Source organism: Sorangium sp. So ce367, from assembly GCF_051520455.1.
Taxonomy (GTDB): Bacteria; Myxococcota_A; Polyangia; order Polyangiales; family Polyangiaceae; genus Sorangium; species Sorangium cellulosum_B.
Window position 1 is genome coordinate 3,966,631 of sequence record NZ_CP150334.1, and the last position, 26,375, is coordinate 3,993,005.

Annotated in this window: 19 protein-coding genes and 2 tRNA genes; 9 read left to right on the forward strand and 12 right to left on the reverse strand. The window is 72.7% G+C overall.

The genetic code is table 11. From position 1 onward, the window contains the following. Positions 1-68 precede the first annotated feature (68 nt). Positions 69-1,616 carry an aminopeptidase gene (locus WME97_RS15215; protein ID WP_437552624.1) on the forward strand — a complete coding sequence of 516 codons (1,548 nt, stop codon included), beginning with the start codon at positions 69-71 and terminating at the stop codon, positions 1,614-1,616. Between the two features lie 199 nt (positions 1,617-1,815). Further along, complete coding sequence (locus WME97_RS15220) at positions 1,816-2,538, forward strand: type II toxin-antitoxin system RatA family toxin (protein WP_437552625.1); 723 nt, start codon at positions 1,816-1,818, stop codon at positions 2,536-2,538. A gap of 31 nt (positions 2,539-2,569) precedes the next feature. On the opposite strand, the gene WME97_RS15225 is transcribed toward WME97_RS15220, so the two are convergent. Then, positions 2,570-3,625: an aldo/keto reductase gene (locus tag WME97_RS15225; RefSeq protein WP_437555396.1), complete on the reverse strand. Its 1,056-nt coding sequence runs from the start codon at positions 3,623-3,625 to the stop codon at positions 2,570-2,572. Positions 3,626-3,781: 156 nt separating this feature from the next. On the opposite strand from WME97_RS15225, the gene WME97_RS15230 reads away from it, so the two are divergent. Then, on the forward strand, positions 3,782-4,675 hold the full coding sequence (locus tag WME97_RS15230) for a helix-turn-helix domain-containing protein (RefSeq protein ID WP_437552627.1): 894 nt from the start codon (positions 3,782-3,784) through the stop codon (positions 4,673-4,675). 33 nt (positions 4,676-4,708) lie between these two features. Here the strand turns inward: WME97_RS15230 and WME97_RS15235 are convergent, their stop codons facing one another. The 4 genes from WME97_RS15235 to WME97_RS15250 form a co-directional block, all read right to left on the reverse strand. Further along, positions 4,709-6,400 carry a right-handed parallel beta-helix repeat-containing protein gene (locus WME97_RS15235; RefSeq protein ID WP_437552628.1) on the reverse strand — a complete coding sequence of 564 codons (1,692 nt, stop codon included), beginning with the start codon at positions 6,398-6,400 and terminating at the stop codon, positions 4,709-4,711. A 62-nt stretch (positions 6,401-6,462) separates the two neighbouring features. Continuing rightward, on the reverse strand, positions 6,463-7,356 hold the full coding sequence (locus tag WME97_RS15240) for a LysR family transcriptional regulator (RefSeq protein WP_437552629.1): 894 nt from the start codon (positions 7,354-7,356) through the stop codon (positions 6,463-6,465). A gap of 140 nt (positions 7,357-7,496) precedes the next feature. Next, the gene (locus tag WME97_RS15245) at positions 7,497-8,762 is read right to left on the reverse strand and encodes a putative metal-binding motif-containing protein (RefSeq protein WP_437552630.1); all 1,266 of its coding nucleotides are present in this window, start codon (positions 8,760-8,762) and stop codon (positions 7,497-7,499) included. A 77-nt stretch (positions 8,763-8,839) separates the two neighbouring features. After that, positions 8,840-13,387, reverse strand: coding sequence for a DUF2339 domain-containing protein (locus WME97_RS15250; RefSeq protein WP_437552631.1), 4,548 nt, complete (start codon positions 13,385-13,387; stop codon positions 8,840-8,842). Between the two features lie 295 nt (positions 13,388-13,682). Between WME97_RS15250 and WME97_RS15255 the strand changes: the two genes are divergently transcribed. After that, positions 13,683-13,949 (forward strand): hypothetical protein, encoded by a 267-nt coding sequence (locus WME97_RS15255; RefSeq protein ID WP_437552632.1) that lies wholly within the window; start codon positions 13,683-13,685, stop codon positions 13,947-13,949. A 27-nt stretch (positions 13,950-13,976) separates the two neighbouring features. Here the strand turns inward: WME97_RS15255 and WME97_RS15260 are convergent, their stop codons facing one another. Then, the gene (locus tag WME97_RS15260) at positions 13,977-14,864 is read right to left on the reverse strand and encodes a DNA adenine methylase (RefSeq protein ID WP_437552634.1); all 888 of its coding nucleotides are present in this window, start codon (positions 14,862-14,864) and stop codon (positions 13,977-13,979) included. Between the two features lie 556 nt (positions 14,865-15,420). Here WME97_RS15260 and WME97_RS15265 point away from each other — a divergent pair. Continuing rightward, positions 15,421-16,392, forward strand: coding sequence for a hypothetical protein (locus WME97_RS15265; protein ID WP_437552635.1), 972 nt, complete (start codon positions 15,421-15,423; stop codon positions 16,390-16,392). Between the two features lie 19 nt (positions 16,393-16,411). Here WME97_RS15265 and WME97_RS15270 read toward each other — a convergent pair whose 3' ends face one another. From WME97_RS15270 to WME97_RS15280, 3 genes are all read right to left on the reverse strand, one after another. Then, positions 16,412-17,122 (reverse strand): NUDIX hydrolase, encoded by a 711-nt coding sequence (locus tag WME97_RS15270; RefSeq protein WP_437552636.1) that lies wholly within the window; start codon positions 17,120-17,122, stop codon positions 16,412-16,414. A gap of 145 nt (positions 17,123-17,267) precedes the next feature. Then, positions 17,268-17,342, reverse strand: a tRNA-Glu gene (locus WME97_RS15275). A gap of 39 nt (positions 17,343-17,381) precedes the next feature. Continuing rightward, positions 17,382-17,455, reverse strand: a tRNA-Gln gene (locus tag WME97_RS15280). A 591-nt stretch (positions 17,456-18,046) separates the two neighbouring features. Between WME97_RS15280 and groES the strand changes: the two genes are divergently transcribed. From groES to WME97_RS15300, 4 genes are all read left to right on the forward strand, one after another. Beyond that, on the forward strand, positions 18,047-18,343 hold the full coding sequence (gene groES / locus WME97_RS15285) for a co-chaperone GroES (RefSeq protein ID WP_012235412.1): 297 nt from the start codon (positions 18,047-18,049) through the stop codon (positions 18,341-18,343). Between the two features lie 68 nt (positions 18,344-18,411). Next, positions 18,412-20,100, forward strand: a complete 1,689-nt coding sequence (gene groL, locus WME97_RS15290) for a chaperonin GroEL (RefSeq protein ID WP_437552638.1) — start codon at positions 18,412-18,414, stop codon at positions 20,098-20,100. Between the two features lie 202 nt (positions 20,101-20,302). After that, positions 20,303-20,959, forward strand: a complete 657-nt coding sequence (locus WME97_RS15295) for a Crp/Fnr family transcriptional regulator (protein WP_437552639.1) — start codon at positions 20,303-20,305, stop codon at positions 20,957-20,959. A gap of 4 nt (positions 20,960-20,963) precedes the next feature. Continuing rightward, positions 20,964-21,731: an MBL fold metallo-hydrolase gene (locus WME97_RS15300; RefSeq protein ID WP_437552641.1), complete on the forward strand. Its 768-nt coding sequence runs from the start codon at positions 20,964-20,966 to the stop codon at positions 21,729-21,731. A 234-nt stretch (positions 21,732-21,965) separates the two neighbouring features. Here the strand turns inward: WME97_RS15300 and WME97_RS15305 are convergent, their stop codons facing one another. The 3 genes from WME97_RS15305 to WME97_RS15315 all read right to left on the reverse strand — a co-directional run bounded on the left by WME97_RS15305 (position 21,966) and on the right by WME97_RS15315 (position 26,269). Next, positions 21,966-22,784, reverse strand: a complete 819-nt coding sequence (locus WME97_RS15305) for a PP2C family protein-serine/threonine phosphatase (RefSeq protein ID WP_437552642.1) — start codon at positions 22,782-22,784, stop codon at positions 21,966-21,968. A 238-nt stretch (positions 22,785-23,022) separates the two neighbouring features. Further along, positions 23,023-24,660, reverse strand: coding sequence for an FAD-dependent oxidoreductase (locus tag WME97_RS15310; RefSeq protein ID WP_437552643.1), 1,638 nt, complete (start codon positions 24,658-24,660; stop codon positions 23,023-23,025). A 4-nt stretch (positions 24,661-24,664) separates the two neighbouring features. Next, positions 24,665-26,269, reverse strand: a complete 1,605-nt coding sequence (locus tag WME97_RS15315; RefSeq protein WP_437552644.1) for a polyamine aminopropyltransferase — start codon at positions 26,267-26,269, stop codon at positions 24,665-24,667. Positions 26,270-26,375 lie beyond the last annotated feature (106 nt).

Consider the following 26,375-nt stretch of genomic DNA (forward strand, 5'->3'; position numbering starts at 1 on the left):
ATGTCGGTGCCCTATCGGCGGCGACGGGTGCTGCAAAAATGCTGACCCATGTGACATCATTCGCCGCCATGGTCCATGTCACCTCCCTGGCGGGGCTGCCCGCCAACGCCCTCGCGGAGTCGAACGCGGCGATCGCGGCGTGCGATGCTGTCGTCCTCGTCGCGCCGTCGCCCATCGCGAAGTACGCGGGGGGGCTCGGGTCCGCCGTGGGCGCGGTGGTCGAGGCTGCGGCGCGCGTCGACTCCGCGCTCGAGGGCAAGAGTGCTCCGCTCGTCCTGCCGGCGCCGGGGGTGCCTGGCGGGCGCCTGGTGCTCGCGCCGATGGGGCCGCTCTCGGAAGATGTCGATGACGTCCGCTCCGTCGCGGAGGCTGCAGCGGCCGGCTTCGCGCGGGCGGTGGACGCGGGGGCGAGCCGGCCGCTGCTCGTCGTGCGCGCTCCGGTGGGCGCCGCGCCGCGGTTCGCGCGGGCCGTCGAGGTGGGCGCGCTCGCCGCGCTCGGGAGCCAGTGGACGCCGCTCGAGGCGCGGGAGGCGGAGATGGCCCCGCGCTCGGCCGAGTCGGTCGCGGTGCTCGGGCTGTCGGAGGCGCGCGCCCGCGAGATCGCGGCCGTCGAGGTCGGTCGGGCGCTCTGCCGCGACATCACGGGCACCGAGCCGGAGCGGATGGCGCCCCGCCGCGTCGCCGAGCTGTGCGAGGCGGCGTTCGCCAGGACGGGGGTGCTCGTCAAGATCGAGCGCAACGTCGATGACTATCCGCTCATCAGCGCGGTCTCGCGGGCGTCGCGGGTCGTCGAGCGGCACCGGCCGTGCGTCGTGCGGCTCGACTACAGGCCTCGCGGGGAGATCCGGCGCACGGTGCTGCTCGCGGGCAAGGGCGTCACCTACGACACGGGCGGCGTCGACCTGAAGACCGACGGGCACATGGCCGGCATGTCCCGGGACAAGGGCGGCGCCGGCGCGGTCGCCGGCCTCGTGCGCGCGGCCGCGGCGCTCGGCCTGGAGGGCGTGCGCATCGTCGGGCTCCTCGGGCTCGTGCGCAACAGCATCGGCGAGGAGTCCTATGTGAGCGACGAGATCATCCGCAGCCGCGCCGGCGTGCGCGTCCGGATCGGCAACACCGACGCCGAGGGCCGCCTCATCCTGGCTGACCTGCTCGCGCTCGGGCGGGAGCTCGCCATGAGCGGCGCGGCGGACCCCATCGTGTTCTCTGTCGCGACGCTGACCGGGCACGTCTACCGCGCCCACGGGCCTTACACCGGCGCGATCGGCAACTCCGCCGCGCGCGCGGAGCTCGATCGGCTCGACGTCCTCGCGGAGCGCTGGGGCGAGCCGATGGAGCGCGTCCGGCCTCGGCGCGAGGACTACGCGTTCGTGGCGCCCCGGTCGAGCGCCGAGGACGTGGTGTCCTCGAACCGCCTCGCCTCGGTGAACACGCCGCGCGGGCACCAGTTCCCCTTCGCGTTCCTCGACATCGCCTCGGGGCTCAAGGGGGGGGCGCTGCCGTTCATCCACCTCGACATCGGCGGCGTCGGGGTCGAGTCGGCGGACTGGCAGTTCGGCCGCCCGACAGGCGTCCCCATTCCGAGTCTGACAGCCTATCTCTCTGGCGAATCCTGACCGATAGGAGCGGGAAGGGGGAGACAGCGGGCCTTCCGAGCTCTCGTGGAGAATCGGGAAGGAGCCCGTGTTTTCTGCGCTCGATGGGCCGGTGATCCGTTCTTGGTGGCCGGGGTGGGGGGCGGCCCGAGCGGATGTGTTGCGCGGTATCATCGGGGCGATGGGGGCGGCCGGCACGTCGCTGGCAAGCTGGGCCGTCATGCGGAGAACTCGCTCGACCACGACCGGCCATCGCGCATCGATCCCGCGCGCGCTCGCCGGGGGACTCGCCCTCGCGGCCACCGCGTGCAGCACGGGGGAACGGGGGATCAACCTGGATGTACCGCGCCTGCCGGCTCAGCGCGACAGAGGCGATGTCCTGCCGGCTGTCACGAGCGACGGCGAGCAGGCCGAGCGCGCGCAGCCGGCGCCCGATACGGCCGGGATCACGAGCATGGCAGTCCCGATCGGGAGCACCGGATTTGCCCGTGGACGGTCGACGGTGGTCGTGAAGGGCTCGCTGGAGCGCGTGCGCGCCGCGGTGCTCTCGTTCGAGCGGTATCCCGAGTTCATGCCGCACTACAAGAAGTGCCGCCTGCTCGGGCGCACGCCCGCGGGCGGGTGGGATCTCTACATGGAGGTCTCGGCCCTCTCGGGCGCGGTCACGATGTGGGCGCGCATCGAGATCCAGAAGCCGGTCGTCGAGGATGGCGTCGAGACGTACGCATCCCGCTTCATTTCCGGCAATGTGCAAGATCTCCAGGCCACCTGGCGGCTCGAGAAGATCGACGCCCAGTCGACGCGCCTGTCCCTCGAAGTGTTCCTCCGGCCGAAGCTGCCGCTTCCGAAGAGCCTCCTCAACGCGGAGAACCTGGATGGCTCGGCGCGCGCCGTCGCGGCCATCCGGGCGCGCGTCGAGCAGGCGCAGGACGGGAATCGCTGACGCGCGCTGGCGCGAGGCGGCGAGGCCGGCGTCACCCGCCCGAGGCGAGCCTCCGGACGGGATTGGGCACGTCGAGCCGCGCCGCCGTGGCGCCGTAGACGACCCGCTCGGTGCCGGGGTCGCCCAGGAACTCGTAGGGAAAGCCGAGCGGCACGCGGCTCGCCGCGTCGAGCCTCTCGAGGGCCGCGGCGGGCAAGACGACGTCGAGGCAGCCCAGGCAGTCCTGCATCTGCTCGGGCTTCCGGGCGCCGACGATGGGGATCACCTGCGCCGGGCGCGACCTGAGCCACGCGAGGGCCACCTGCGCCGAGGAGCAGCCGAGCTCCTCGGCCACCGCGTCGACCGCGCGCGCGACGCGCAGGCCCCGCTCGTCCAGGCGCCCCTGGTTCATCGCGGCGCGCGCGGCGTCGTTGCCGCCACCCCGCGTGTACTTGCCCGTCAGCACGCCGCCGGCCATGGGCGCCCACGCGAGCACGCCCAGGCCGAGCCGGGACGCCATCGGGACGAGCTCCCGCTCCACCGTGCGCTCGATCAGGCTGTACTCGATCTCGATGCCGACGAACTGCGACCAGCCCCGGAGCTCGGCGATCGCGTTCGCCCGGGAGACGACCCACGCAGGCGCGTCGGACATGCCGACATAGAGCACCTTGCCCGCGCGCACCACGTCGTCGAGCGCGCGCATGAGCTCGGCCTCTGGCGTCGTCCAGTCCCACGCATGGACCCAGAGCAGATCGATGTAGTCCGTCCCCAGGCGCTTGAGGCTCGCCTCGACGGACTGGACAAGGTTCTTCCGGCCGTTGCCGCTCGCGCTCGGATCGGCGTCGTTCATGGACAGCGAGTACTTGGTCGCGATGACCCACGCGCCGCGGTCTCCGCGGACGAGCTCACCGACGATCCGCTCGGCGCTGCCGTTCGTGTACTTGTTGGCGGTGTCGATGAAGTTGCCGCCGCGGGCGCGGTACGCCTCGAGGATGCCGCGGCACGCCTCGGCCGAGGCGCCGAAGCCCCAGTCCTCGCCGAAGGTCATGGTGCCAAGGCTGATCTCCGAGACCTTGAGCCCGCTGCCGCCGAGCAGCTTGTAACGCATCTCCATGGTCGTCCTCCTCGGGCGAAGTCGTCGCCCGGCGACGGGCATCCTAGGGCGGGCGGGAAGGGCGCTATAGAACGCCGCTGCGCTCCCTGGAACCGGGCTGCTGCGTTGACCGGCCCCGCGGCGCGGGCGCATGCTGGGGCCGGCTCTCCGATGATCTCCCGCGTCTCCCGCAGCGCCATCCCGTTCGTCCGCGCCGGCACCCGCGAGCCCATCGAGGCGCTCCGGCAGGCGGAGATCCGCGCGTCCAGCCGCTCGCTGCGCTGGACAGGCGTGGTGGCCGAGCTCGGCGTGAACCCGTCCTGGGAGACAGACCACCTCGCCGTCGCCGGCCATTACATCGCCATCAACCTCGCGGACGCGCCGCTGCGCTTCGAGCGAAAGGGCCAGCGCGGCTTCGAGCGCGTGGAGATGCCGCCCGGCAGCCTCTGGCTCCAGCCCGCGGAGGTGCCTTTCTCCCATCGCGTGAGCGAGCCCACGATCTATGGCGCGCTCGTGCTCGACCCCGCGCGGCTCGCGCGGCTCGCAGGGGTGCGGGAGCTGCTGATCGAGCCCTGCGTGGGGCTCGTGGACGCCCAGATCGAGCATGTGCTCCGCGCGCTCTTGGTCGAGGTCTCGCGCGGCGGCGCCACGGGCGCGCTCTTCGCGGACGCGATGCTCTCCGGGCTCGCGGCGCGCCTCGGCGCCCGCCATGCGGCCCGGGCGGAGCGGCCGGCCCGGGGCGGGCTCTCCCCTGCGACGCTGCGGCGCTTGCTCGACTACATCGAGGCGCACCTCGGCGACGATTTCGGGCTGGAGGCGCTCTCCGGCGTGGCCGGGCTGAGCCCAGCGCACATGGCGCGGGAGTTCAAGCGAGCGCTGGGGGAGCCGCCGCTCGCCTACGTGACGCGGCGGCGGCTCGATCGCGCGCGCGAGGCGCTTCTCGCCGGCGACCGCCCGATCGGGGAGCTCGCGCGCGCGCTCGGCTTCGCCGACCAGAGCCACCTGACACGGCTCTTCAAGCGGCGGTTCGGGATCACCCCGGGCGCGCTCGCCCGTACCCGGTGATCGCCGCCCGGCGGCGCGAGGCGCTCGCGGCCCTCAGGGCAGCCGGGTGCTGAGGTTGGCTATCGCGTCCGAAGGGCCGTCGAGGGGAGGGGAGCCGAGCGTCCATTTGCGGACCGGCGTGCCCGGCGGCAGCCCGACGTAGTTGTGGCGATGCCGGGACCCGTTGAGGTGCGCCCGGTTGCCGGTGAAGGCGCTGAGCCCCGCGGGATCCTCGTTCTGGATGCCGTAAAGCGTGTTCCTCGACAGCGTGTTTCCCTCGACCAGCGCGCGCGCGCAGGCCCTCAGCCAGATCCCTTTGCCGTCGTTGTTCGCGGACTGGCAGCCGATGATCCTCGCGTCGCTCTGCCCCTCGAGCAGGAACCCCGCGCCCTTCTGCGGGTCGCCGCGCGACGGACCGGCGTCGACGGGCGGGGCCGGCGGCTGCACGAACAGGGGCGTGCGGTGGACCGTGTTGCCGTCGGCGATGCAGTCGATGAACGCGTTGCCCTCGCCGCCCACGAGGCCGCCCTGCGGATCCGCGAGCGGCGTCGAGGCGATGAACCCGGCCGCGAGCCCGTCGTCCTCGGCGGTCCCGCTCGCGTTCCTGTTCCCCACGGCCACGCAGCGCCTCAGCACCACGTGGCGGGTCGAGTGGAGGGCGAAGCCGCCGGCGGGCGCGCTCGCGCTCGCGCCGTGGTTGCCGAGCGCGCGGCAGCCCTCGAGCAGCCCGCGGTACACCGCCCTGCCGATGCGAAAGCCGAGCGCGGAGAAGTCCTTGACCGCATCGGCGGACGCGGCCGGGTTCGCGTTGTAGTTCCCGTCCGCCTCGCACTCGACCATCTCCAGGTTGTTCGTTGTCGAGATGTTGAACCCGCACGCGCGGTTCCCGGTGAGCGTGAAGTTCCGGTTCGCCCTGCAGCGCAGGAACTTGTAGTTCTCTCCCCACGCGAAGAAGCCGGCCGGCTCTCCGCCCGACGTGTTGTCGTGCGCCTCGCAGTCCTCCACGAGCACGTTGCGGCAGATGACGAAATCGGCGCCGACGACGTTGAACTGCACGCCGCTCGGCTGGGCGCTCGTGTTCGCCGTACGGTTGAACACGCACTGCTTGACCTGCACGTCGTCGCAGAACAGGACGAGCGCGCCCAGCGTCACGACGAAGTCGAGCCGGCTCGTGTTCTCCGAGCACACGCAGTTGATCATCCGGATGCCTTCGGCGAAGGCGACGCCGCCGGCCGCGTCCCGGGCGCCCATCACGAAGATCCCGCCGTTGCGGCACAGGAAGCCCGTGTCGATCACGCCGTCGCCGCCGCACCGCCGGACCGACAGATCGAGCAGATCCAGCTGGCTGCACGCCCTGGCGGCGATCCCCACCCCCTGGATCCCGAGCACGCTGCCGTTCCTGATGACGAGCCGCGTCCTCCCCTCGGCGAACACGCCCACGTTCCCGGAGACGACCTCGCCCCGGCAAGGCCTCGCGCCCGGGTCGGGGGCGACGACGGGCGCCGGAGGGTCGATCTGCCGCAGCGTCCTGCCGCACAGGTCGAGGGTGACATCGTCGCTCGCGATCGTGATGGCCCGCGCGCTCGCGTCCTGCGCCACCCAGTCGACGTCTTCCACGAGGGTGTACACGCCGGGCGTCGTGATGACGAAGGGGACGCGGCGCTCCGGGTCCGGTCCGCCGTTGATGTCCTGCGCCGTGATCGGCGTCGCGGGGAGGCGCGCGCTGGCGCCGGGGAGCTCGCTCATGGTCCTCGGGCGGGAGTCTACGCCGTTCAGCCCGCTCCGCGCCGCGCCGGCGAGCGCGCGGCTCACTGGATCGGCACCGCGCGCAGCGACTCGGCGAGCTTCGCGTAGAGCGAGCTCCGCGGGTCGTCGCGCCGGTAGATGAGCCGGAAATGATCGCGCGCGAGGGGCGCGGACGGCAGGAGCCGCTTCAGCTTGCCGCCGCGGAGCTCGGCGGCGACCATGTGATGCGGCAGCACGGCGACGCCCTCGCCGGCGAGCACCAGCGCCTTGATGGCGGCGCCGAGCCCCACCCAGCGGTGCCGCGCGAACGCGAAACAGCCGGCGCCGCCCGCCTGATCCGCGAGGTACCGGAACAGCGGCATGGTGGGGTCGATGTCGAGCAGGCAGTGCCGCGACGCGTGCTCCGGGCGGGCGAACGCCTCGCGCCGGAGCAGCTTGGGGGAGGCCACGAACGCGTAGCGCTCCTCGTGCAGCGTCTCCGCCGCCAGGCTCGTGGCGCTCCAGCGCGCGCTGGTGACGACGCAATCGACGCTGCGGTCGTAGAGGCGTTTCAGCAGGTCGTCGGAGGCGCCGAAGTAGAGGTGGAGCGTCAGCTCGGGGCGCCGCCGCGTCAGCGCGCCGAGCTGGGGGACGATCCACGACATCCCGAGCTCGAACCGCGTGCCGAGCGTCAGCTCGACCGGCGCGGGCGCGGGGCCCATCGCGCTGCGGAGGCAGTCCTCGGCGAGCGCCAGGCACTGGCGGGCGCGCGGCAGCAAGGCGAGCCCGCGCGGCGTCAGCTGCACCCGGCGCGTGGTGCGCTCGAACAGCGGAGCGCCGACCTGCTCCTCGATCTGCCGGATGCGCTGGCCGAACGCGGCGGGGCTGAGCGCGACGGCGCGCGCTGCGGTCCGGAAGTTCAGCGTCCGCGCCGCGGCCTCGAAGCAGGCGAGGTTCTCCAAGGAAGGGAGCAGCATCGCGGGATCGTACCGTTTTGCGCAACAATCCCGGCCGTAAAATACGGGATCGCGCCGGCCACGGCGCGCGGTCCACCTCGCGCCGCGCCGCGGCCGGCGCGCGTGATCCGGAGGGCTCGGGTCGTCCGGACCCCGGGGCGCTACCGGGGATCCTCGACGGGCGCGGTCTCGAGCGGGACGGTGCCGCCGTTCGCGACCCACTTGAAGCCGTCGACGAGCGCGGTCGAGTCGCGCATGTCGTCGTTGGTGTCGAAGATCATGAACCGCAGCTTGAGCTCCTCGCCGCCGGTCACCGGGGCCCGCGTGCGCAGCCAGCCGGTCGCGCCGGCGTCGTTCCAGAGCCCGAAGCCGGTGCCCTCGAGCTCGTCCGTCCCGAGCGGGCACGCCTCGCAGACATCGAAGAAGCTGAGTTTGACGCTGACGGGGTTGCCAAGGCTATCGAACGAGACATTGCCGCCGCGCGACCCTGGCGGGGCGGGCGTCGCCAGCGCGACGAACTGGTCGTTGAAGCAGTGTTCTACGACGAACTCGGGGTATTCGAAGGTGTAGAACTTGAACGCGAACTCGTAGCCTGTCGCGTTCGTCGGCGTGCGGATGACGAGCTCGAGGGCGATGTCGTCGTGGATGTTCGCCGAGGGAGGGCACGCGGGGTCCGCGGGGTCGCCTTGCGGGAAGCCGGGCGGCGCCACGCCCGGCCCGTAGTTCGTGCAGCTATACCCGTTGCACTCGCCCGGCCACCCGGCGACCCGGGCGCGACCCGAGGACAGGACGAGCAGGCGGGTCCCGCCCTGCGGGCGCACGTTGGGGCCGAAGGAATCGAGCACGCCAACCGCGGGCGAGGGCTCCGCGGGCGAGCCGTCGCCGCGTACGTACTGCGCGCTCAGCACGCCCCACTTCCTGTCGCCGGGCGACGCCTTGGCGCAGAGGTCGATCGCGTGGGCCCCGTGGATGGCGTCGAAGTCGGCAGTAGCGATGTTCCTGTCGCAGCCTGGCGGCGCGTTGTCGATCACGCCGTCGCAGTCCTCGTCGGCCGGCTCGGGTACCGCGCCGGTCGGGTCGGGCTCCGTGATGACGACCTCGACGGCGCCTGGGTTGACGTTCGGGTCGCCGTCGTTGCAGTCGCCGTCCTCGATGGTGAACCCGTCGCCGTCCTCGTCGGGCGACGGGCCCTCCTCCGCCGGCGCGCCGCCGCCGAAATCAGCCCAGGAGCCCGTCGACTCTACCCGTCCGCCGGCGCCCGCCTCCGCCGTCGTGGCGCCGGTCGTCGTGGCGCCGGTCGCGCCCCCGCCGCCGCCCACGCCAGGCGCCTGCTTGTCGCGCGCCGTCGCGGAGCACGCGCCCGAGGCCCAGAGCGCCGCCCCGACGCTCGCGCAGAGACCCAAGTAGACGAAGCGCCCGCCTCTCATGGTGCATCCACCTCGATGGTTGGTCCGGACCGCCGGAGCGCCGCGTCCCCGGCGACCCACGGCAACATGCGAGCACATCACGGCCTGGGCTCGCTGTCTTCTGTTCGCTGCCGCGGCGGCGCGGGGTCGTCGGGCGGCGCGCCTCGCTCCCCTCGCTTCAGGAGCCGCGCGGCCCACAGCGAGAGCGCGAGCAACCCGACGGCCAGCGCGCCCCCGATCGGCGCGCGGTGCCGCTCGGTGAACGGAAGGTCGCGCGCGACCGGGGCGGCGCCGAGCTCCGGGTTCGCCGCTGCGGCGCCGAGCCTCGCGGCGGGGGGGCGCTCGCGCACGGTGGGGTCGAGCAGGTCGGCCAGATCGTAGCTCGGGCGCTTGCCGAGGGCGTCGCCGACGTAGAGCCGGTGCGGCCCCGGCCGCGCGGCGCGGAACACGATCTCGCGCGCCCGCACCTCGCCTTGCGCGCCCGAGAGGGCGAGCGGCGCCGAGTCGCCGTCGTGGATCGCGAGCCGGAGGAAGCGCTTCCGGGTCGGGCTCAGCGGGATCCGTGTCGACGCGAGCGAGGGCCCCGACTCGCCGCGCGGACGGATGCGATGGATCATGCCGCTCCCCACGGCCGGCCAGACCGCGCGGTACGTGGTCGAGGCGACGTCGACGCGGCGGCTGAACTCCGGCGTGGCGACGTCGAGGAGGACGGCCTCCAGCGGCGCGCCGTCGGCGCCGGCGTCGAGCGTGACGAGCGTCGTCTTCGCCTCGCTGTCCCGCTGCGTCTCGACGATCGCGAGCGGCAGCAGCGCGGGGGACTCGGTGGGGGCCTGCGGCTCGCACGAGACGGCGCCGCCCGTGATGCGGACGTCCGCGGCCGCGCCGCGCGCCGGGGCGCCCTCGGGGACAAGGCGGATGCGGACCAGGGCGGCGCGCGAGAGGGGATAGCGGACCGACAGGTGCTCGACCGTCTCCGAGCCCTGGGGGATGCGGTACACGTGGGCGCCGCGCGCGACCTCGCTGAGCGCCCTCGGATCCGGGCCGGTCTCGACCCGCGCCTCGCGGAGGAAGCTGCCGCCGGTGACGCTGAGCTCGACGCGGCAGTGGCGCGTGCCGGGCGCGTCGAGCGCCCAGGTCGCGTGCGCCACGCCGGCGGCGTCGACCCCCGGATCGAGCATCGTGGCCGCGATCCGCCCGGAGGCGTGCGCGGCGCCCGGCTCGCGGATCACGTAGGGCACCTCGGCGCCGTCGGGGCCTGCGATGCGGACGTCGGCGAGCAGCTCTTCCGCGCGGCTCTCGCGGTAGAGGTCGAGATCGACGTCGACGCGGTGGTCGCCGGCGGCGTCCACGCCCTCGATGGGCCGGACGAGCGCGTGCCTCTCGGTCGGGAGCGCCGCGCCGGTCTGGGCCTCGGCGGGCCGCGCGAGGCTCATCGCCGCGAGCAGCGCGAGCGGCCCGGCCGCGCCCCGCGATCCGGCGCGCAGGAGCGTCACGAGGCGCCGGCCGAACCGCGCGTAGAGGAACCCTCCGCCGACGAGCAGCGCCCCGACGCCCGTGAAGAGGGCGATCTGGTAGATGCGCTCGACGTGCCAGACGTCCCAGGCAACGAGCTTCGCGATGGTGACGGCGAACAGGGAGAGCCCGGCGTAGCGATGGAAGGCGTCGCGCGCCGCGAACCCCGCGGTGAGCAGCGCGATCGCCGCGAGGGCGAGCACGAGCGTGGTCGCCATCGCGAGGCTGCCTTGCTGGCCCTCGAGGGCGGCGCGGTGCTGCACGGTGAGCTCGGCGAACTCGGCCGCGTCGAGCGGGGCAGGGGGGGCGGCGGGGAGCGCGGCGATCGCGCTCCGCACCTCGAGGACGACGGTCGTGATGAGCAGGGCATACCCTGCGCCCAGCGCCGTGACCGCGGCGCCGCGCAGCTCTGCGCGCGCGGCGTCCGGGGGGCGGGCGGCGTCTACGTCGCGCGCGAGCGCAGCGCGCGACAGCAGCCGCCCCGCGGCGAGCAGGGCGGCGCTCACGCCCGCGAACGCATAGGTCCTCGCGTTGAGCAGGACGGGAACCGCCATCGTCCCGTCGCGGCCGTGCGTGGCGAACCAGGTCGTCACGAGCGCCTCGGCCTCGGCCCGATCCACGACGAGCGCCCGCGCGAGGGCGGCGGCGAAGAGCAGCAGGGTGACGGCGAGCCAGGCGCGCTCGCCGGTGCGCGCCGCGATCGCGGCCGCCACGGCCGCGAGGATGCTCCAGACCACGGTGACCGTCGCGCCGCCGAGCCCGAACGCGACGGCCGCGGCGAACAGGGCGAGCGCCTGTCCGAGGAGCAGGGCGATGCGGTCGGCGGGCGGCGCGGCGCCCGCGCGGGTCACGCCGGCGCGGAGGAGCGCGGCGCCGAGCGCCAGGTCCAGGGCGCCGGCGCCCGCGGTGAGCAGCGCGCGGAGCGTCGGCGTGTCCTCCGGCGTGGCGCCGAGCGCGGCCGCGACGAACCCGAGCGTCGCCACGCACGCGGCGAGCGCGTCGGACCACGAGAGCGCCGGCGCGCCGGGCTCGCGCGGGCGCCGCGCCGAGGCGCCTGCGGCGCCGAGGAACACCAGCATGACGAGCGCCGATGCGCCGAGGAAGCCTGCGTCGACGGCGTCGACGGCGTCGACGGCACCGGCGGCCGCCGAGGCGCCCGCGTCCGCCGGCGTGATCGCGAAATGCGCGGCCGCCGCGAGCGCGCCTGCCGAGACGATCGCCGCGGCGAGGAGCAGGGCGGGGAGCGCGGCGCGCGCGGCCGTCCACGCCGCGAGGGCGGCCGCGCCCGCGAGCGCGAGCGCGAAGAGCGCCGCGTCGGCCTCGATCAACAGCATGCCCGCGGTGCAGGCGAAGAGCGCCGCGCCGGCGGAGCACGCGATGGCGGTCTTCCGATCGAGCTGGCGCGCGAGCCCGGCGCCGCGGAGCCACCCCGCGAGGTAGACGAGCGTCCAGGCCGCGACGAGCGCGACGAGCGTCGTCCGGTGCGCGGCGGGCGCGTCCGCGAACGTCGCGGCGAAGGCGAGGAAAGCGGCGCCCATCGGCGCCAGCAGCCAGGCGCTCTCCACCGGTGCGCGCAGGGCGACCAGCGCCGCGAGCGCGAGCACGATGGCGGCGGCTGTGAGCGCGCGCGGCGCGTCGAAGAGCAGCGCGGTCGCGCCCGCGTGGGCGAGCACGAGCGCGGCGATGCTTGTCGCCGTGGCGTCCGCGCGCGCCGCGACGCGGAGGACGCCGGTCGCTGCCGCGCCGGCCGGCGCGGCGCTTCGATCGGGGCTCGAGGCGGGCGCGCGGCGCAGCCACAGCGCGCGCAGGACGCCCTGCGCCGCGGCGAGCGCGACGAACGCGAGGGGCGCCGCGCGCGCGGCGAGCGGGAAGTAGGGCCCCGGGAGCGCCTGTGCGGGCGAGTCGAGCCAGGGCGCCCCGTCCGGATCTCCGCCGGCCGGGGCGGCGCTGGCGTCGAAGTACGTGGCGTACCAGCCCCAGAACAGCGCCGTGTGGCCTGCGATCGCGAGCCACGGCGCGACGCGGAAGCCGAGCCTCGCTGCGACGGCGTGGGCGACGCTCGTCATGAGCAGGAGGTAGCCGAACAGGACGAGCGGCCGGTCCTGCCCCGTCGACAGCACGACGGGGTTGAGGAAGCCGGCGACGAGGCTGAGGACCAGGATGGCCTCGCCGCGGTGGCGGAGGGCGAGGCCTGCGCCGAGCAGGAGGAGCACCGTGTCCGCCGCGAATGCCGCGGGGATCGGGACGAGCTCGTACAGCGCGGCGCTCGCCCACACCGACGCGATCAGGACCGAGAGGCCGAGGCCGATGAGCGTGTGGACGAAGCGACGCTGCGCGCGCCCGCGGAGCACCTCGGCGATGGCGAGGAGCGCGGCGCCGATCGCGGCGCCGACAGCGACGCGCCCGAACGGCCCGATCCAGGCGTTGTCCGAGGCATATTTGAAGAAGAAGAGCGCGCCGAGCAAGAAGGTGGTCGCGCCCGCGCGGGTGAGCCAGGTGAGGCCGAGTCGCTCCTCGATGGAGGGTCGCTCCGGGGCCTCGCGGTGCGCGGCCGAGCCGGCGCCGGACGCGCTCGCGTCGAGCGTCGCCGCGGGGCGAAGCGCGCGAGGCATCGGAGGAGCAGCGGGACCCGGGAACGCGATCGCGGGGGGCGCCGCGGCCTCCGCGGCGGCGAACGCCGTGGACGCGACCGCCGGGGGCGCGGTGGCGGTCGGATGCGCGATCTCGGGCGGCGCGCCGGCGGTCGCCGTGTCGAGCAAGGGCGGCGCGCCGGCGGTCGCCATGTCGAGCGCGGGGGTCGCGCCGGCGGTCGCCGCGTCGAGCAAGGGCGGTGCACCTGCGCCCTCGGCGTCGAGCGCGGGTTGCGCCGCCGCTGGGGGCGGGAGCGCGCCCTGGGCAATCCGCTCTCGCTCCAGGCCGTGTGTGCTTCGAGGGCTCTCCGCCGCTGCGGTGAGCGCTGCGCGGCCGCGCTGTCCGGAGAGCTCGGCCACCCGGTGCTCCAGCGCGTGGATCCGCAGCAGCAGGTCCTCATTGCGCCGGTTGGCCCGGACGGCGAACACGAAGGCGACGAGCGGGGCAACCAGGAGATAGGCGACGAGCGCGAGCCCGAAGAAGACGACGATTCCTGCCCCCATGCATGCTTCGTAGCATGGGGTGCGCATCGCAGGCGCCGCCCGTCCGCGCGATGATGCCTGTGCTGTTCACGCTGCTCGCGCTGACGGCCCCATCGGAAGGCGAGGACCTTTCGGCGCGCGCTGGGATTCGGGTAAGGTGCATCCGCATGAGGAACACACGCCTGCCTGATCGCCGCGCGCCGGGCGCCTGCTATCTTCCCCGTGTTCCCGGACGGCGGCGTTGCTCGGGGGGGGAGCGCGGCCATTCGGGAACAGTTCTTCTGTCCTCTCGACCTTCTGCGCCGGAGACCTCGCGATGGTGAAGCACCCGACCGTCTCTGCGTGGCAGCGGGATCACGAGGAAGGCGGTTATACGGCGGAGTTGCACGGCTGGACCTTGCGGGTCCGCTGGATACCCGAGCGCCCGGGTGAGGTCCGCGGCTTCGTGTGGGAGGCCGTCGATCCCTCGGGGAACAAGGTCACCTCGCGCGAGATCCACGAGGAGATCGAGGTGGCGATGGCGTACGCCGAGGAGCGCGCGGCGCCCGATCCGGAGAAGCACGAGGGGAAGACCGTCGATTGAGCCGCGCGCCGCGCGGCGGCGCCGGGCTCAGCCCGCCTTGTCTGCGGGCGCCGCCTTGCGGCTCCGCCTGGCGCCGTAGTTCCGGATCACGATCTCCCCCACGCGGCCTCTGGCGTCGCTCTTCGCGTTGATGCTCCGGAGCGCCGCGACGCGGTCGATCTTGAACCGCTTGTAGAGCGGCGGGATCTCCGGAACATCGGAGTTCGAGAGCATCACCTGGACGCCTCGCGCGTCGAGCTCCGCGAAGAGGGCGGCGAGGCGCTCCTGGTCGCGGAAGCCGAAGCCGCCCGCGCTGTAGGACGTGAAGTTCGCGGTCGACGAGACCGGCGAGTACGGCGGGTCCAGGTACACGAAGTCGCCTTCCTGGGCGTGGTCGAGCACGCGCTCGAAGTCGCGGACCTCGATCTCGACGCCCTGCAGCGCCGCCGAGCAGGCCCGCAGCTGGGGCGGGTTGCAGATGGCCGGCTTGACGTAGCGGCCGAAAGGCACGTTGAAGCGGCCGGCGCTGTTCACCCGGTAGAGCCCGTTGAACCCCGTCTTGTTCAGGAAGATGGTCCGCGCGGCGCGCTCGGGCAGCGAGAGCGAGGCGGGATCGACGTCGCGAACCTTGTAGTAGTGCGCCTCCTCGTAGGCGTGGCTGCCCAGCGCGGCGATCACCTCGTCGACCCGATCGCGCACCGCCCGGTAGCAGTCGATGAGCTCGGCGTTGACGTCCGTCAGCGCCGCGCGCTTCGGCTGCAGGCAGAAGAAGAGCGCGGCCCCCCCCATGAAGGGCTCGAAGTAGCGCCCGTAGGACGCGGGGAGGAGCGGCTGGAACTGGCGGAGCAGCTGGCCCTTGCCGCCCGCCCATTTGAGGAACGGGCGTGGCGTCACGGGCGCGTCGTCGTCGGGGTCGGTGACAAGGGCGGTGGTCATCGCGCAATACTGGACGCCAACCTACCAGGGCGCGCGATCGTCCTCAACCGCCGAAGGCCGCCGCGAGCGAGCGCGCTCGTCCGACGCGTCCGACGCGCCTCGCCGGTCCGCCCCCGACGCGCGGGTGCCCGGGGCCATGGGTCTCTCCAGGCTAGGTCTTTCTATGTCCATGCCGCGGCCCCGTCGGGCGGCGATGTTCCTTGAGGTCGACAGTGGATGTTGGCCTGATTCATCAGTGATTCCGATTGCTTGTAAGCATGCATGAGCGTGCGTGTCCCGGCTGGAGCGCTGCCCGGATCATGGCATGTCGCCGCTTGCGCGATCGCCGAGCAGGGATAAGTTGAAGTCTCGACACGCGGGCTGAACAGCCGCTGGTGGAGCGGAGTTCTCCCGCATTCGCGCACCGCCGCGTCAGGCCATCTCGCCGGTGGACCTGCGCGGCGCGGCAGGGGCTCGCTCGGGCGCTGGGCGCGGGCGTCCCGCGCCGGGTGGCGGCTCCTCGAGGGGCCGCCATTCGTGGCAGCCGCCGTTGCTTCTCGACAGGAGGGATGCCGCCATGATGCTTGCCTTCGACCTCGATCGCGACGACGCCCCGCAGCAGCGCGGCCCCGGTCCTGCGGACGGACCGGGTTGTTTCGGTGAAGCCGCGGACTACCGTGCTCAGCGGATCCTGTACGCCGCCCGCGACTGGATCGGCGAGCAGGATGGCATCACCACCGACGGCCGCTCGCTGATCCTGCTGCACGCCCAGCGGACGCCGCCGGAGCGGCGCGAGGCGCTCGTGCGCTGCTTCGAGCGCGTGATCCTGCACGCCCCCCGGCCGGAGCTCGCCGCGCTCTCGGCGTCGCTGCGCCAGGCGGGGCTCTCCGTGGACGAGGACCTCTCGGTGATGGGCGCCCCGGCCGGCGAGGTGCGCGCCGCCGTGCAGGGGCTCAGCCGGTTTCGCACATTCCCGCCGGGCCTGCGCCTGTCCAGGGTGTCGCCGGACGACGACGATGCGTCGATCCGCGCGATCCAGGAGCTTCAGGCCGAGAGCGGCCACGCGCCGCTCCCGGGGTGGTACCTGCGCGGCGGCGAGGGGCGCTCCTTGACGCTCGCGCTGCGCGACGGCGCGGGGGCGCTGATCGGCTGCGCCACCCTGTGCGTCATGACGCGGCCACAGCCCGCCGAGATCGGCGGGCGCGAGGCGCTCGCCCAGCTCGGGCTGCTGGGCGCCCCGCCGCTCTGGATCTCCGACGTGGGCGAGGCGCCCTCGTGGACGGCCATGCCGATCTGCACCTCGCTGCGCGAGGATCACCGCGGGCGGGGGCTCGGGGCCCCCCTGCAGGCGGCGGCGCTCCGGGAAGGGCACGATCGCTTCGGGATCCGGTGGTTCTACGCGCTCGTCAGGGCCGGCGACGAGATCGCCAAGCGCGTGAACGCGCGTTGCGGGCTCGCCCCGCACCGCGCCGAGGGGTTCCTCGTCGCGTCGGCGGTGCCCCCCGAGAAGCCCCGGCGGCCGGCGGACGGCCGCCGCGGCTCAGGCTGACAGCACGGGCGCCGCCGTCCTAGCCGAGGAGCCACGGGGCCGGCGCCTCGCCCGCGAGGCGCCGGCGGATCGTGTCGAGCGCGCGCTCGAAGTAGCCGTCGCGCGCGACGACGAACTCATCGAGCCGCACGTCGCGCGGCTCGACCTTCACGGCGCCCGCGGCGTCCGGCGGCCGCCGCACGACGCCGCTCGCGCGGGGCACCTCGCCTCGGACGAGGCGCAGCGCCGCGCCGAGCGGGAGCGACAGCAGCGCGGTCACCTCGCGCGGATCGGGACGCAGCTCCTCGAGCGCGCGGCGGGTCGTCGCGAGCAGCACGTCCTGCAGCTCGCGATCGACGATGCCCGGCGCGTGATCGTCCTGGCTGCGGCGCGTGCCGAGCCGGACAACGTCGCGCGGCGAGAGCGGCAGGCCGATCTCCTCCTCCGCCTCGCGCAGCGCCCCCGCGAGATCCTCTCCGGCGCGATAGTGCCCCGACACGGCGACCTCGAGCGCGCCGGGCCAGGTGTCCTTGTCGGGGCTGCGCCGCTGGAAGAGCACCCAGGGCTCCGCGGCGCTCCGGCCGCCGTCCGGCTCCAGGCCATCGGGCCCCCGCTCGAGGAGCACCCACACGTGAACGCTCCGGTGCCAGTCGCCGTCGCGGTGAACGAGCCTGCGCGCCTTGCGCACGCCGAGCGGCCGGCCGCCGTCATCGAGGAGGTCGAAGAGCTCCTCTTCGTCTTGCGCCGCCATGCGCCACAGGGTAGCGCAACGTGAACGGAGCAGGACGTCTTCGCTGATCTGCGTGCTCGCTCGTCAGATGACGCTGTGCTTCTTGCCGTGCCCGACGCACGACATCAGACGGAAGCAGCAGGAAACGAGGCGAGGGGGGGTGAAGTGGCGATCCCAGCGGGAATCGAACCCGCGTTACCGGCGTGAGAGGCCGATGTCCTAACCGCTAGACGATGGGACCTTGTTCTGTGGAGAAGACCGACAGCAGAGCTGAGCGGCCTGGCTGGGGGACAAGGATTCGAACCTTGATAGCAAGAGCCAGAATCTTGCGTCCTGCCGTTAGACGATCCCCCAAGGGGTCAGCGCCGTGTTCATCAGCGCCACGGGCCGCGGAATCTACTCGGGCTGCCTGGATTGTCAAGCGATCGAAATCGGACCCGCCGAAGAAAAATGCTCGCCGCCAAAAATCGCCCACATTTCACATGGTTCGCGCGCTTCGCGGGTCGAGCAAGGGCCTCCCCCCTGCTCAATCTTTCGCTCAACCCGCTCCGCCCTCGTTGCACGCCTTCCCTTGTCGCCGCGCAACTGTACGTCGCTGTCGCCATGATCCGTCCATGTTGTATCATCGCTCTCGGAGGGCTCGTCCCCGGGGAGGCTCCGCGATGTCGCGACCGCGCCCCGCCGTCGCTTCTCCAGACATCTCGGCTTCGCCGCCCTGGACTTTCGGCCCCGGAAAAGTCGCGGCTCCCTGCTGCGTGCCCTTGACGCGCCGGGTGACTGATTTACTTTCGGCCGCGGTTTAGCCACCGGCCTAGGAGAGTGCCAAGACACTGCGATGTCGGGCACTTAGCTCTCGTCGCGCGGGCGGATCGCCCCAGCGGGGGGGCGAACGGGACCTCCGGCGAGCCGATGGTCAGTCAACAAGCCGAGGACGAGGGAGCCAGCATGAAAATCAGGCCGCTGCAGGATCGGATTGTCGTCAAGCGCGTCGAGAGCGAGACGAAGACCAAGGGGGGCATCATCATCCCCGACGCCGCGAAGGAGAAGCCGATCGAGGGGCGCGTCGTCGCGGTGGGCAACGGCAAGGTCCTGAAGGACGGCAAGGTTCGCCCGCTCGATGTGAAGGTCGGGGACAAGGTGCTGTTCGGCAAGTACAGCGGCACCGAGGTGAAGCTCGACGGCGAGGAGCACGTGCTCATCCGCGAGGACGACGTGCTCGCCGTGACCGAGTCCGCCTCGTGAACCAGGTCTGAGGCAACCGAACGCAAGCGTTAGTACACGCGGCCGCGCGGCCGCGAGGGGATTGAGAGATGGCTGCGAAGCAGATCGTTTTTAGCCGCGGCGCCCGCGCCGCGATCCTCAAGGGCGTGAACACGCTCGCCGATGCGGTCAAGGTGACCCTCGGGCCGAAGGGGCGGAACGTCGTCATCGAGAAGAGCTGGGGCTCCCCGGTCGTGACGAAGGACGGCGTCACGGTCGCCAAGGAGGTCGAGCTCGCCGGCAAGCTCGAGAACATGGGCGCCCAGATGGTGCGCGAGGTCGCCTCGAAGACGAGCGACAAGGCCGGCGACGGCACGACGACGGCGACGGTGCTGGCGCAGGCGATCTTCGGCGAGGGCCTCAAGCTCGTCGAGGCCGGCCACAACCCGATGGATCTGAAGCGCGGCATCGACGCGGCGGTCGCGAAGGTCATCGAGTCGGTGCAGAAGGCCGCCAAGCCGACCAAGGACAAGGACCAGATCGCCCAGGTCGCCACGGTCAGCGCCAACGGCGACAAGGAGATCGGCCAGATCCTCGCCGACGCCATGGAGAAGGTCGGCAAGGAGGGCGTGATCACGGTCGAGGAGAACAAGCGCATGACGACGGAGCTCGAGACCGTCGACGGCATGCAGTTCGACCGCGGCTACCTCTCGCCCTACTTCGTGACCGACCCCGAGAAGATGACCGCGGTGCTCACGAACCCGCTCATCCTCGTGCACGAGAAGAAGATCTCGGCCATGGCCGACCTCCTGCCGCTGCTCGAGCAGGTGGTGAAGCAGGGGCGCGAGCTGCTCATCCTCTCCGAGGACATCGAGGGTGAGGCGCTCGCCACGCTCGTCGTGAACAAGCTGCGCGGCACGATCAAGGTCGCCGCCGTGAAGGCGCCCGGCTTCGGCGATCGCCGCAAGGACATGCTGAAGGACATCGCGATCCTCACGGGCGCGACGCCGTTCATGGAGGACCTCGGCCAGAAGCTCGAGAGCGCCACGGTGCGCGACCTCGGGACGGCCAAGCGGGTCGAGATCGACAAGGACAACACCGTCATCGTCGACGGCCAGGGCGACAAGACCGCCATCAAGGGCCGCATCGAGGCGATCCGCAAGCAGATCGCGGACACGGCGAGCGACTACGATCGCGAGAAGCTCCAGGAGCGGCTCGCGAAGCTTGCCGGCGGCGTCGCGGTGGTGAAGGTCGGCGCGGCGACCGAGGTCGAGATGAAGGAGAAGAAGGCGCGCGTCGAGGACGCGCTCCACGCGACCCGCGCGGCCGTCGAGGAAGGCATCGTGGTCGGCGGCGGCGTGGCGCTCTTCCGGGCGGCCGCCTCGCTGGAGTCGCTCAAGTTCAACGACGAGCGCGACGTCGGCGTGCGGCTCGTGCGCCGCGCCGTGGAGGCGCCGCTCCGCCAGATCGCCCAGAACGCGGGGGTCGACGGGACGGTGGTCGCGGAGAAGGTCCGGACGGGCGCGCCGACGTTCGGCTACAACGCCGCGACCGACTCGTACGAGGACCTGCTCGCCGGCGGCGTGATCGATCCCGCCAAGGTCGTGCGGCACGCGCTCTCCAATGCGGCCAGCGTCGCCGCGCTGATGCTCACGACCGAGGCCCTCGTCGCCGAGAAGCCCAAGAAGGAAAAGGCCGCGGGCGGCGGGGCTCCCGGCGGCATGGGCGGCATGGGGGGTATGGGCGGCATGGGGGGTATGGGCGGCATGGGCGGCATGGGCGACTTCGACATGGGTTGATCGCCTGTCCGCGCCGCTCTCGGGCTGCCGCCGCCTCCGCGCGGCGCCGGCCCGCCGGGCGCGCTGCCCCGACGAAGCGGGCCGAGGGGCCCTCCAAAGCATGCTGGCTTGGGGGGCCCCTCGCGTTTTGTGTTTTGTGAGCGCCAGCGCTCTTGCCCGGGTTTTTGACCCGCGGTCACGTGGGGCGCTAGACTCCCGGGCAATGTCGGAGTCGTCGTTCGCCCGCTATGGCCGCGAGTACGTGCCGGGCGACGTGCTCTTTCGTGAGGGTGACTCCGGCGACGTCATGTTCGTCATCCAGTCGGGCGCCGTGCGGATCACGAAGTCGGTCGTCGGCGAGGACAAGGTGCTCGCGGTGCTCGGGCCCGGCGAGTTCGTCGGCGAGATGGCGATCTTGAACGGCAAGCCCCGGAACGCGACGGCGACCGTGAGCGAGCCGTCCCGCTGCCTCGTGATCGACGCGCGGAAGCTGGAGGTCATGCTGCAGCGCGACGTCGAGATAGCGCTCCGTCTCCTCAAGAAGCTGGCGAAGCGGCTCGACGCGGCGAACTCGCTCGTCGAGATCCTCATGCACCGTGATCCGAAGGCGCGCGTGATGCTGGCGCTCGCGCGCCACGCCGAGGCCTTCGGAGAGGAGACGCCTGAAGGCATACGCGTCCGCTCCTCTCCCGAGGACATCGCGCGCGAGGTCGACGTCGAGCAAGAGACGGTGGACGAGGTGATGAAGCGGCTCCGCCGGCTGAAGCTCCTCTCGTACGGGCCGCCTGGACCCGCGGCGATCATGGTGACCGACATGCGCAGGTTCCGGGATTTCATCGAGTTCCTGGACATGCCGCAGAAGTTCGGCGGAGAGAGCTGAACCAGTGGAGCTGCGTGTCATCGGCTGCCACGGCGGGGAGACCCCCAGGCATCGCACGTGCGCGTTCGTCGTGGACGACATCCTCGCGATCGACGCCGGCTCGCTGACCAGCGGGCTCGAGGTGAAGGACCAGGCGCGGATCGAGGCGTGCCTGGTGAGCCACGCGCACCTCGATCACATCCGCGACCTGGCCACGATCGCGGACAACCGTTGCCAGCTCGGGTGCCCGCCGCTCGTGATCGCGGGCACGCGCGAGACGCTGCGGACGCTCAAGAAGCACTTCTTCAACAACGTGCTCTGGCCCGATTTCGCGGTCATCCCGAGCGCCGGGCAGCCGACCATCCAGTACCTCGAGCTCAAGCCGGAGCGCCCCACGCCGGTCGCCGGTCGGCTCGTGCGTGCGGTCCACGTGACGCACACGATCGACGCGTCGGCGTTCGTGATCGAAGGGGACGGCGGCGCGATCGCGTACAGCGGCGACACCGGGCCCACGGAGCGGCTGTGGGAGGTGCTGAACCAGCAGCAGGACCTCCGCGCGCTGCTGATGGAGGTCAGCTTCCCCAACCGGGAGCAGCGCCTCGCCACCGTGAGCGGCCACCACACGCCGCAGACGCTCGCCCTCGAGCTCCAGAAGTTCCGCGCGCCGAGGGATCTGCCGACGATGCTCTACCACATCAAGCCGGTCTTCCAGGCCGAGGTGGAGCGGGAGTGCGCCGCGCTGAAGGGGCTGAACCTGGAGGTCCTTCAGCTCATGGATCACTTCGTCCTGTAGCCGACGCATCGCCGACGCATCGGGGCGGGGCGTCCGGGGCGTCGTGCGCGCGCGGGTGATGGTGGCGCTCCGCTCGACGCGATCGTGGCGCCGAGCTGCCCTGTCCGAGGGGGATCGCTCGCTGGTCCGGGCGAGATCGCGCCACGCAGGAGGTGAGGCCTGCGCGGCGGCGGTGTCGGGAGCTCGCGCGTGACCGCAGAGCGGCGCGACCGTAGAGCGGCGCGCCGCGGTGGGCTAGCGGCTTTCCTGGGTGGGCTCGTCGTTGAAGGGGCGCTTGCCGTCAGGCACCTCTTCGACGCGGGCGAGGACGACCGTGATGTTGTCGGTGCCGCCGAAGTAGTTCGCCCGATCGATGAGCGCCGTGCACGCAGCGTCCAGCGAGCCGCTGGACATCACGAGCTCGAGGATCTGATCGTCGCTCACCAGCCCGGACAGGCCGTCCGAGCAGAGGAGGTACACGTCACCGTGCCGCGTCTCGTCCGTCACGAGATCGACGAGGACGTCCTCGCGGATGCCGAGCGCGCGCGTGATGACGTTGGCCGGCAGCTGCCTGACCTCCTCCTCGGTCATCCACGGCGCCATGTGCGCCGCGTCGCTGACGAGCGAGTGATCGCGGGTGAGCTGCGTGATCTGGCTGTCGCGCAGGCGATAGCAGCGGCTGTCCCCGACGTGACCCACCGTCACGTGCTCGGCGTCCTTGGAGAACATCGCCGCCACGATCGTCGTGCCCATGCCGAAGTCGGCGAGCGTCTTGAGCGAGCGATCGAAGATGCGCCGGTTCGCCAGCCTGAGGCCGGTGACGACGTAGTTCTCCTCCTCGGTCAGGTTCGGATCGGCAGGGAAAGGCCAGGTGGCGTCCCTCCCCACCGTCACGGACAAGAAGTCCGAGAGCGTGCTCACGGCAAGCTGGCTCGCGACGTCGCCCGAGCGGTGTCCGCCCATTCCATCCGCCACGGCCACGACACGGTACTCCTCGCTGACGAGGAGGTTGTCCTCATTGTGGTCCCGGAGGAGCCCGGTATCCGTCATCCCGGCAAACCGGGTCCGCAACATGGGCAGAGAGTAGACGCGGAGCAGGGGGGCAGCGCAAGTTCAAGGCGAGGGCAAAGCTGAAATCCTGGGCTGGATCTCCCACAGCGGCCGCTCCATGGCCGCTGGAAGCGGCCGGCGGCAGGGGTAAAGGACCGTTCCGGAGGCGCCCGCTCGCCGGACGCACTTTGCTCTTGAAAGATGAGAGAGGACGTGGGGTTCCCCGCCGCGCGGCGCGCGCCGAGGCGACGGGCGCTCGAGCTCAGAGCCAGCTCTCGCCGATCGCGATCCCCGCCGAGGCCGCGATCGCCTCGGCGGCGCGCACGCCGCAGGCCTGCGCCTCCTCGAAGAGCGCCATCCCCGGCTGATCGACGTGGGCCCAGGCGACGCGCTCGGACAGCGCGCAGCGCGGCTCGAACGGCCGCGGGCCGAGGAAGCCGGGGCGCGGGCGCGGCATCGCGTGCCCCCAGATCATGACGTCCATCCGCTCGACGTCGTCGCGCAGGTGCGGGTGCGCCGGCGCGAGATCGCGCAGCACGCCGTCGGCGAGCGACGCCCACGGCGCGCGGAGCAGCGCCGCGCGCGCGGCGGCGACGTCCGGCCCGCCGAAGGCGCGGTAGTACGTCAGCACGGTGCGCTGCACCGGCGTCGCGAGGCGCGACCGCTGCGTCGTCGCCGCCGCGAGATCGGTGAGCTGGTGGCGCGCGTCGACGTAGCCGAGCCCCTCCGCGCCGTAGAGGACGGAATCCCACGCGTGGTTGGGATCGATGGGCCGCTCGACGTGCAGGTTCGCCACGAGCCACGCCGACGCGACCCGCTCCGGCAGCTCGCCCGCCGCGCTCCCCGCGAAGATCCGGCGCACGACGAACGCCGGCGCCGCGAGGATCGCCGCGCGGGCCTCGATACGGCGCGCCTCGCCGCGCTGCACGTCGACGTAGTCGATCTCGACGCGGCCGCTCGGCTGCGGGCGCACCGACGTGACGAGCGCGCCGAGCGACACGCGCGGCGCCGCGCGCTCGAGCAGCGCCTTCACGAGCCGGCCGTTGCCCTCGGGCCAGACGAGATAGCGGCTGCCCGCGAGCTCGGGCGCGCGCGCCTTGCGCCCCGCGAAGTAGTGCAGCCCCGCCCAGGCCGAGATCTCCTCGAGCTCGCCGCCGAAGTCGTCGAGCATCGCGTAGCGCACGTACCAGCGCAGGAACGGCGTGCGGTACCCCTCGCGATCCAGCCACGCCGCCATGCTCATCCGGTCGAGCCGGAGGAGCTCGGGGTCGCGGGAGGAGCGATCGAGCGGGATCTGGAACGCCGGGCGCCCGTCGCTGCCGGTGAGCTCCGTGAGCTCCTCCTCGAGCGCGTGGAACCTCTCGAGCTCGTCCAGCGCCTCGCTCGAGAGCGCGTCGACCGGCGCGAGGCCGCTGTGCCACGCGCCCTCGTAGAACAGCCGCTCGCCCGGCGCGTGGCACAGCCGCCTCGGATCGAACACGGGGCGCCCCGCCGCGTCCCACCCCGTGACGACGCCCATCTGATCGAGCAGCCGCAGCGTCGCGCGCGCCTCGACGTTCGGCGCGGCGAGGTAGTGCGCGCCCCACGGGTGCGGCACGACGCCGTCGTCGCCCCACGCGCTCGTGCCGCCCGGCCTCGGCTCGAGCTCGAGGACCCGCAGATCGAGCCCGGCGCCGGCGAGCCGCCACGCGGCCGACAACCCGCTCACCCCGCCGCCGACGATCACGACGTCCGCGCGCTCGGCGGGGCCGCTCGCCGCGGGGAGCGGGCCGCCGCGGAGCAGGTGGCCCGCGCCGTGGGCCGCGCCGACGATCTCGCCGGCGAGCGGCGCGCGCCCCGGCGCGGCCGCGTGCACGACCCAGCCCGCGGCCACAGAGCTCAGGAAGCCGCGGCGGTTCACCGGATCACCGGGTCCACTCGGCCCACTCGCGCGTGTACACGGAGACGAGCTTCTGGTCGTTCAGCCGGTTGATCGGCGCCTCGACGCGGCCGAGATCGCGGGGGAACCGGAAGAGCTCCGGCAGGCCGCTCGAGTCGAGGTAGCGGAGCCTCGACGGATCGATCCGGAGGGCGCCGGGCGCGGCGAGCCCCTCGCCGCCCGCCAGGATGAAGCCCCACTCGCCGAAGCTCGGCACGTAGACGTGCAGCGGCGCGGTCTTGAAGCCGGCCGCCTCGAGCGTCGTCACGACGCTCCAGAACGACTCGCGCGCGTAGTGGGGCGACGTCGCCTGGACGACGGCGAGCCCGCGCACGGAGAGCCGCTGCCGGAGCAGGTGATAGAAGGCGTCCGTGTACAGCTTGCCGACGGCGTAGTTGCCGGGATCGGGGAAGTCGACGATCGCGAGATCGAACGACTCGGTCGACTCCTCGAGGTACTTGAACGCGTCCTCGTTGCGGACGGCGACGCGCGGGTCGTGCAGCGAGCCCTGGTTCAGGTCCGCGGCGAGCGGCAGATCGCGGAAGGCGCCGGTGACCGCGCCGTCGAGGTCGACGAGCAGGATCTGCTCGACCGACGGGTAACGGAGCAGCTCGCGCGCGGCGAGCCCGTCGCCGCCGCCGAGGATCAGCGCGCGCCGCGGCTCGCGCCCCAGCGCGGCGACGGCCGGGTGCACGAGCACCTCGTGGTACCGGTGCTCGTCGTCCGACGAGAACTGGAGGTTGCCGTTGAGGAAGAGGCGCGTCGTGCGCGGGCTCCTCGTGATGACGAGGCGCTGGTACGGCGACTGGGCGGCGTAGACGATGGGCGCCCCGAAATAGAGCGCCTCCGAGCGCTCGACGAACCGCGAGACGAGCGCGAAGGCGACCCCGAGCGCGGCGATCACGATCAGGCAGAGCGCCCGCAGCCGGACGATGACGGCGCGATCGAGCGGGAACAGGAAGGTGCTCGTGAGCGCGACGGCCGCGTTGAGCATGCCGAAGAACAGGCTCGTCTGGTGGATCCCGAGGCGGGGCAGGAGGAGCGAGGGGAAGAGCAGGCTCGCGGCCAGCGCGCCGATGTAGTCGAGCGTGAGCACGCGCGCGACGAGCCGCTTCAGATCCAGCGAGAAGTTGAGCAGCCGGATGAGCAGCGGGATCTCGAGCCCCACGAGCATCCCGATGAGCAGCACGAGCGAGTAGAGCAGCGCGCGGAACGACCCGAGCGCGGTGTAGACCCGGAAGAGCATCGGCGCGGAGAGCCCCCCGACCAGCGCGAGGCCGAGCTCGATCTCGACGAAGCGCTCGAGGAGCCGGCTCTCGATGTACTGGGAGAGGTACGAGCCGATCCCCATCGCGAACAGGTAAAGGCCGATGACGAAGCTGAACTGCGTCACCGAGTCGCCGAGGACGTAGCTCGCGAGCGTGCCGGTGATGAGCTCGTAGACGAGCCCCGACGTGGCGATGACGAACACGCTCGCGAGGAGCGCCGGGTGCACGAGCCGGGGCAGCGGCTGCGCCGCAGGGAAGGGCGCCGGAGCGTCCCCGGGAGGGGCGCCCCGAGCGCCCGCAGGGCTCTCCTCGACGGCCGGCATCGGCGCGGTCCTAGCACCGCTCGCGCTGGACCACAGCCTGTTCGGGCTCGCCGGCGCACCTGAAACGCTTCCTCTTTCGTCGTCGAGGCTTCTAGTATGGTGCTCG

Bases quoted from the DNA above. Each gene is read 5' to 3' on its own strand.
- groL (WP_437552638.1), top strand. From the start codon at position 18,412: ATGGCTGCGAAGCAGATCGTTTTTAGCCGCGGCGCCCGCGCCGCGATC.
- WME97_RS15265 (WP_437552635.1), top strand. From the start codon at position 15,421: ATGATGCTTGCCTTCGACCTCGATCGCGACGACGCCCCGCAGCAGCGC.
- WME97_RS15305 (WP_437552642.1), bottom strand. From the start codon at position 22,784: ATGTTGCGGACCCGGTTTGCCGGGATGACGGATACCGGGCTCCTCCGG.
- WME97_RS15260 (WP_437552634.1), bottom strand. From the start codon at position 14,864: ATGACCACCGCCCTTGTCACCGACCCCGACGACGACGCGCCCGTGACG.
- WME97_RS15215 (WP_437552624.1), top strand. From the start codon at position 69: ATGGTCCATGTCACCTCCCTGGCGGGGCTGCCCGCCAACGCCCTCGCG.
- WME97_RS15220 (WP_437552625.1), top strand. From the start codon at position 1,816: ATGCGGAGAACTCGCTCGACCACGACCGGCCATCGCGCATCGATCCCG.
- WME97_RS15255 (WP_437552632.1), top strand. From the start codon at position 13,683: ATGGTGAAGCACCCGACCGTCTCTGCGTGGCAGCGGGATCACGAGGAA.
- WME97_RS15250 (WP_437552631.1), bottom strand. From the start codon at position 13,387: ATGGGGGCAGGAATCGTCGTCTTCTTCGGGCTCGCGCTCGTCGCCTAT.
- WME97_RS15270 (WP_437552636.1), bottom strand. From the start codon at position 17,122: ATGGCGGCGCAAGACGAAGAGGAGCTCTTCGACCTCCTCGATGACGGC.
- WME97_RS15235 (WP_437552628.1), bottom strand. From the start codon at position 6,400: ATGAGCGAGCTCCCCGGCGCCAGCGCGCGCCTCCCCGCGACGCCGATC.
- WME97_RS15240 (WP_437552629.1), bottom strand. From the start codon at position 7,356: ATGCTGCTCCCTTCCTTGGAGAACCTCGCCTGCTTCGAGGCCGCGGCG.
- WME97_RS15245 (WP_437552630.1), bottom strand. From the start codon at position 8,762: ATGAGAGGCGGGCGCTTCGTCTACTTGGGTCTCTGCGCGAGCGTCGGG.
- WME97_RS15315 (WP_437552644.1), bottom strand. From the start codon at position 26,269: ATGCCGGCCGTCGAGGAGAGCCCTGCGGGCGCTCGGGGCGCCCCTCCC.
- WME97_RS15225 (WP_437555396.1), bottom strand. From the start codon at position 3,625: ATGCGTTACAAGCTGCTCGGCGGCAGCGGGCTCAAGGTCTCGGAGATC.
- groES (WP_012235412.1), top strand. From the start codon at position 18,047: ATGAAAATCAGGCCGCTGCAGGATCGGATTGTCGTCAAGCGCGTCGAG.
- WME97_RS15295 (WP_437552639.1), top strand. From the start codon at position 20,303: ATGTCGGAGTCGTCGTTCGCCCGCTATGGCCGCGAGTACGTGCCGGGC.
- WME97_RS15230 (WP_437552627.1), top strand. From the start codon at position 3,782: ATGATCTCCCGCGTCTCCCGCAGCGCCATCCCGTTCGTCCGCGCCGGC.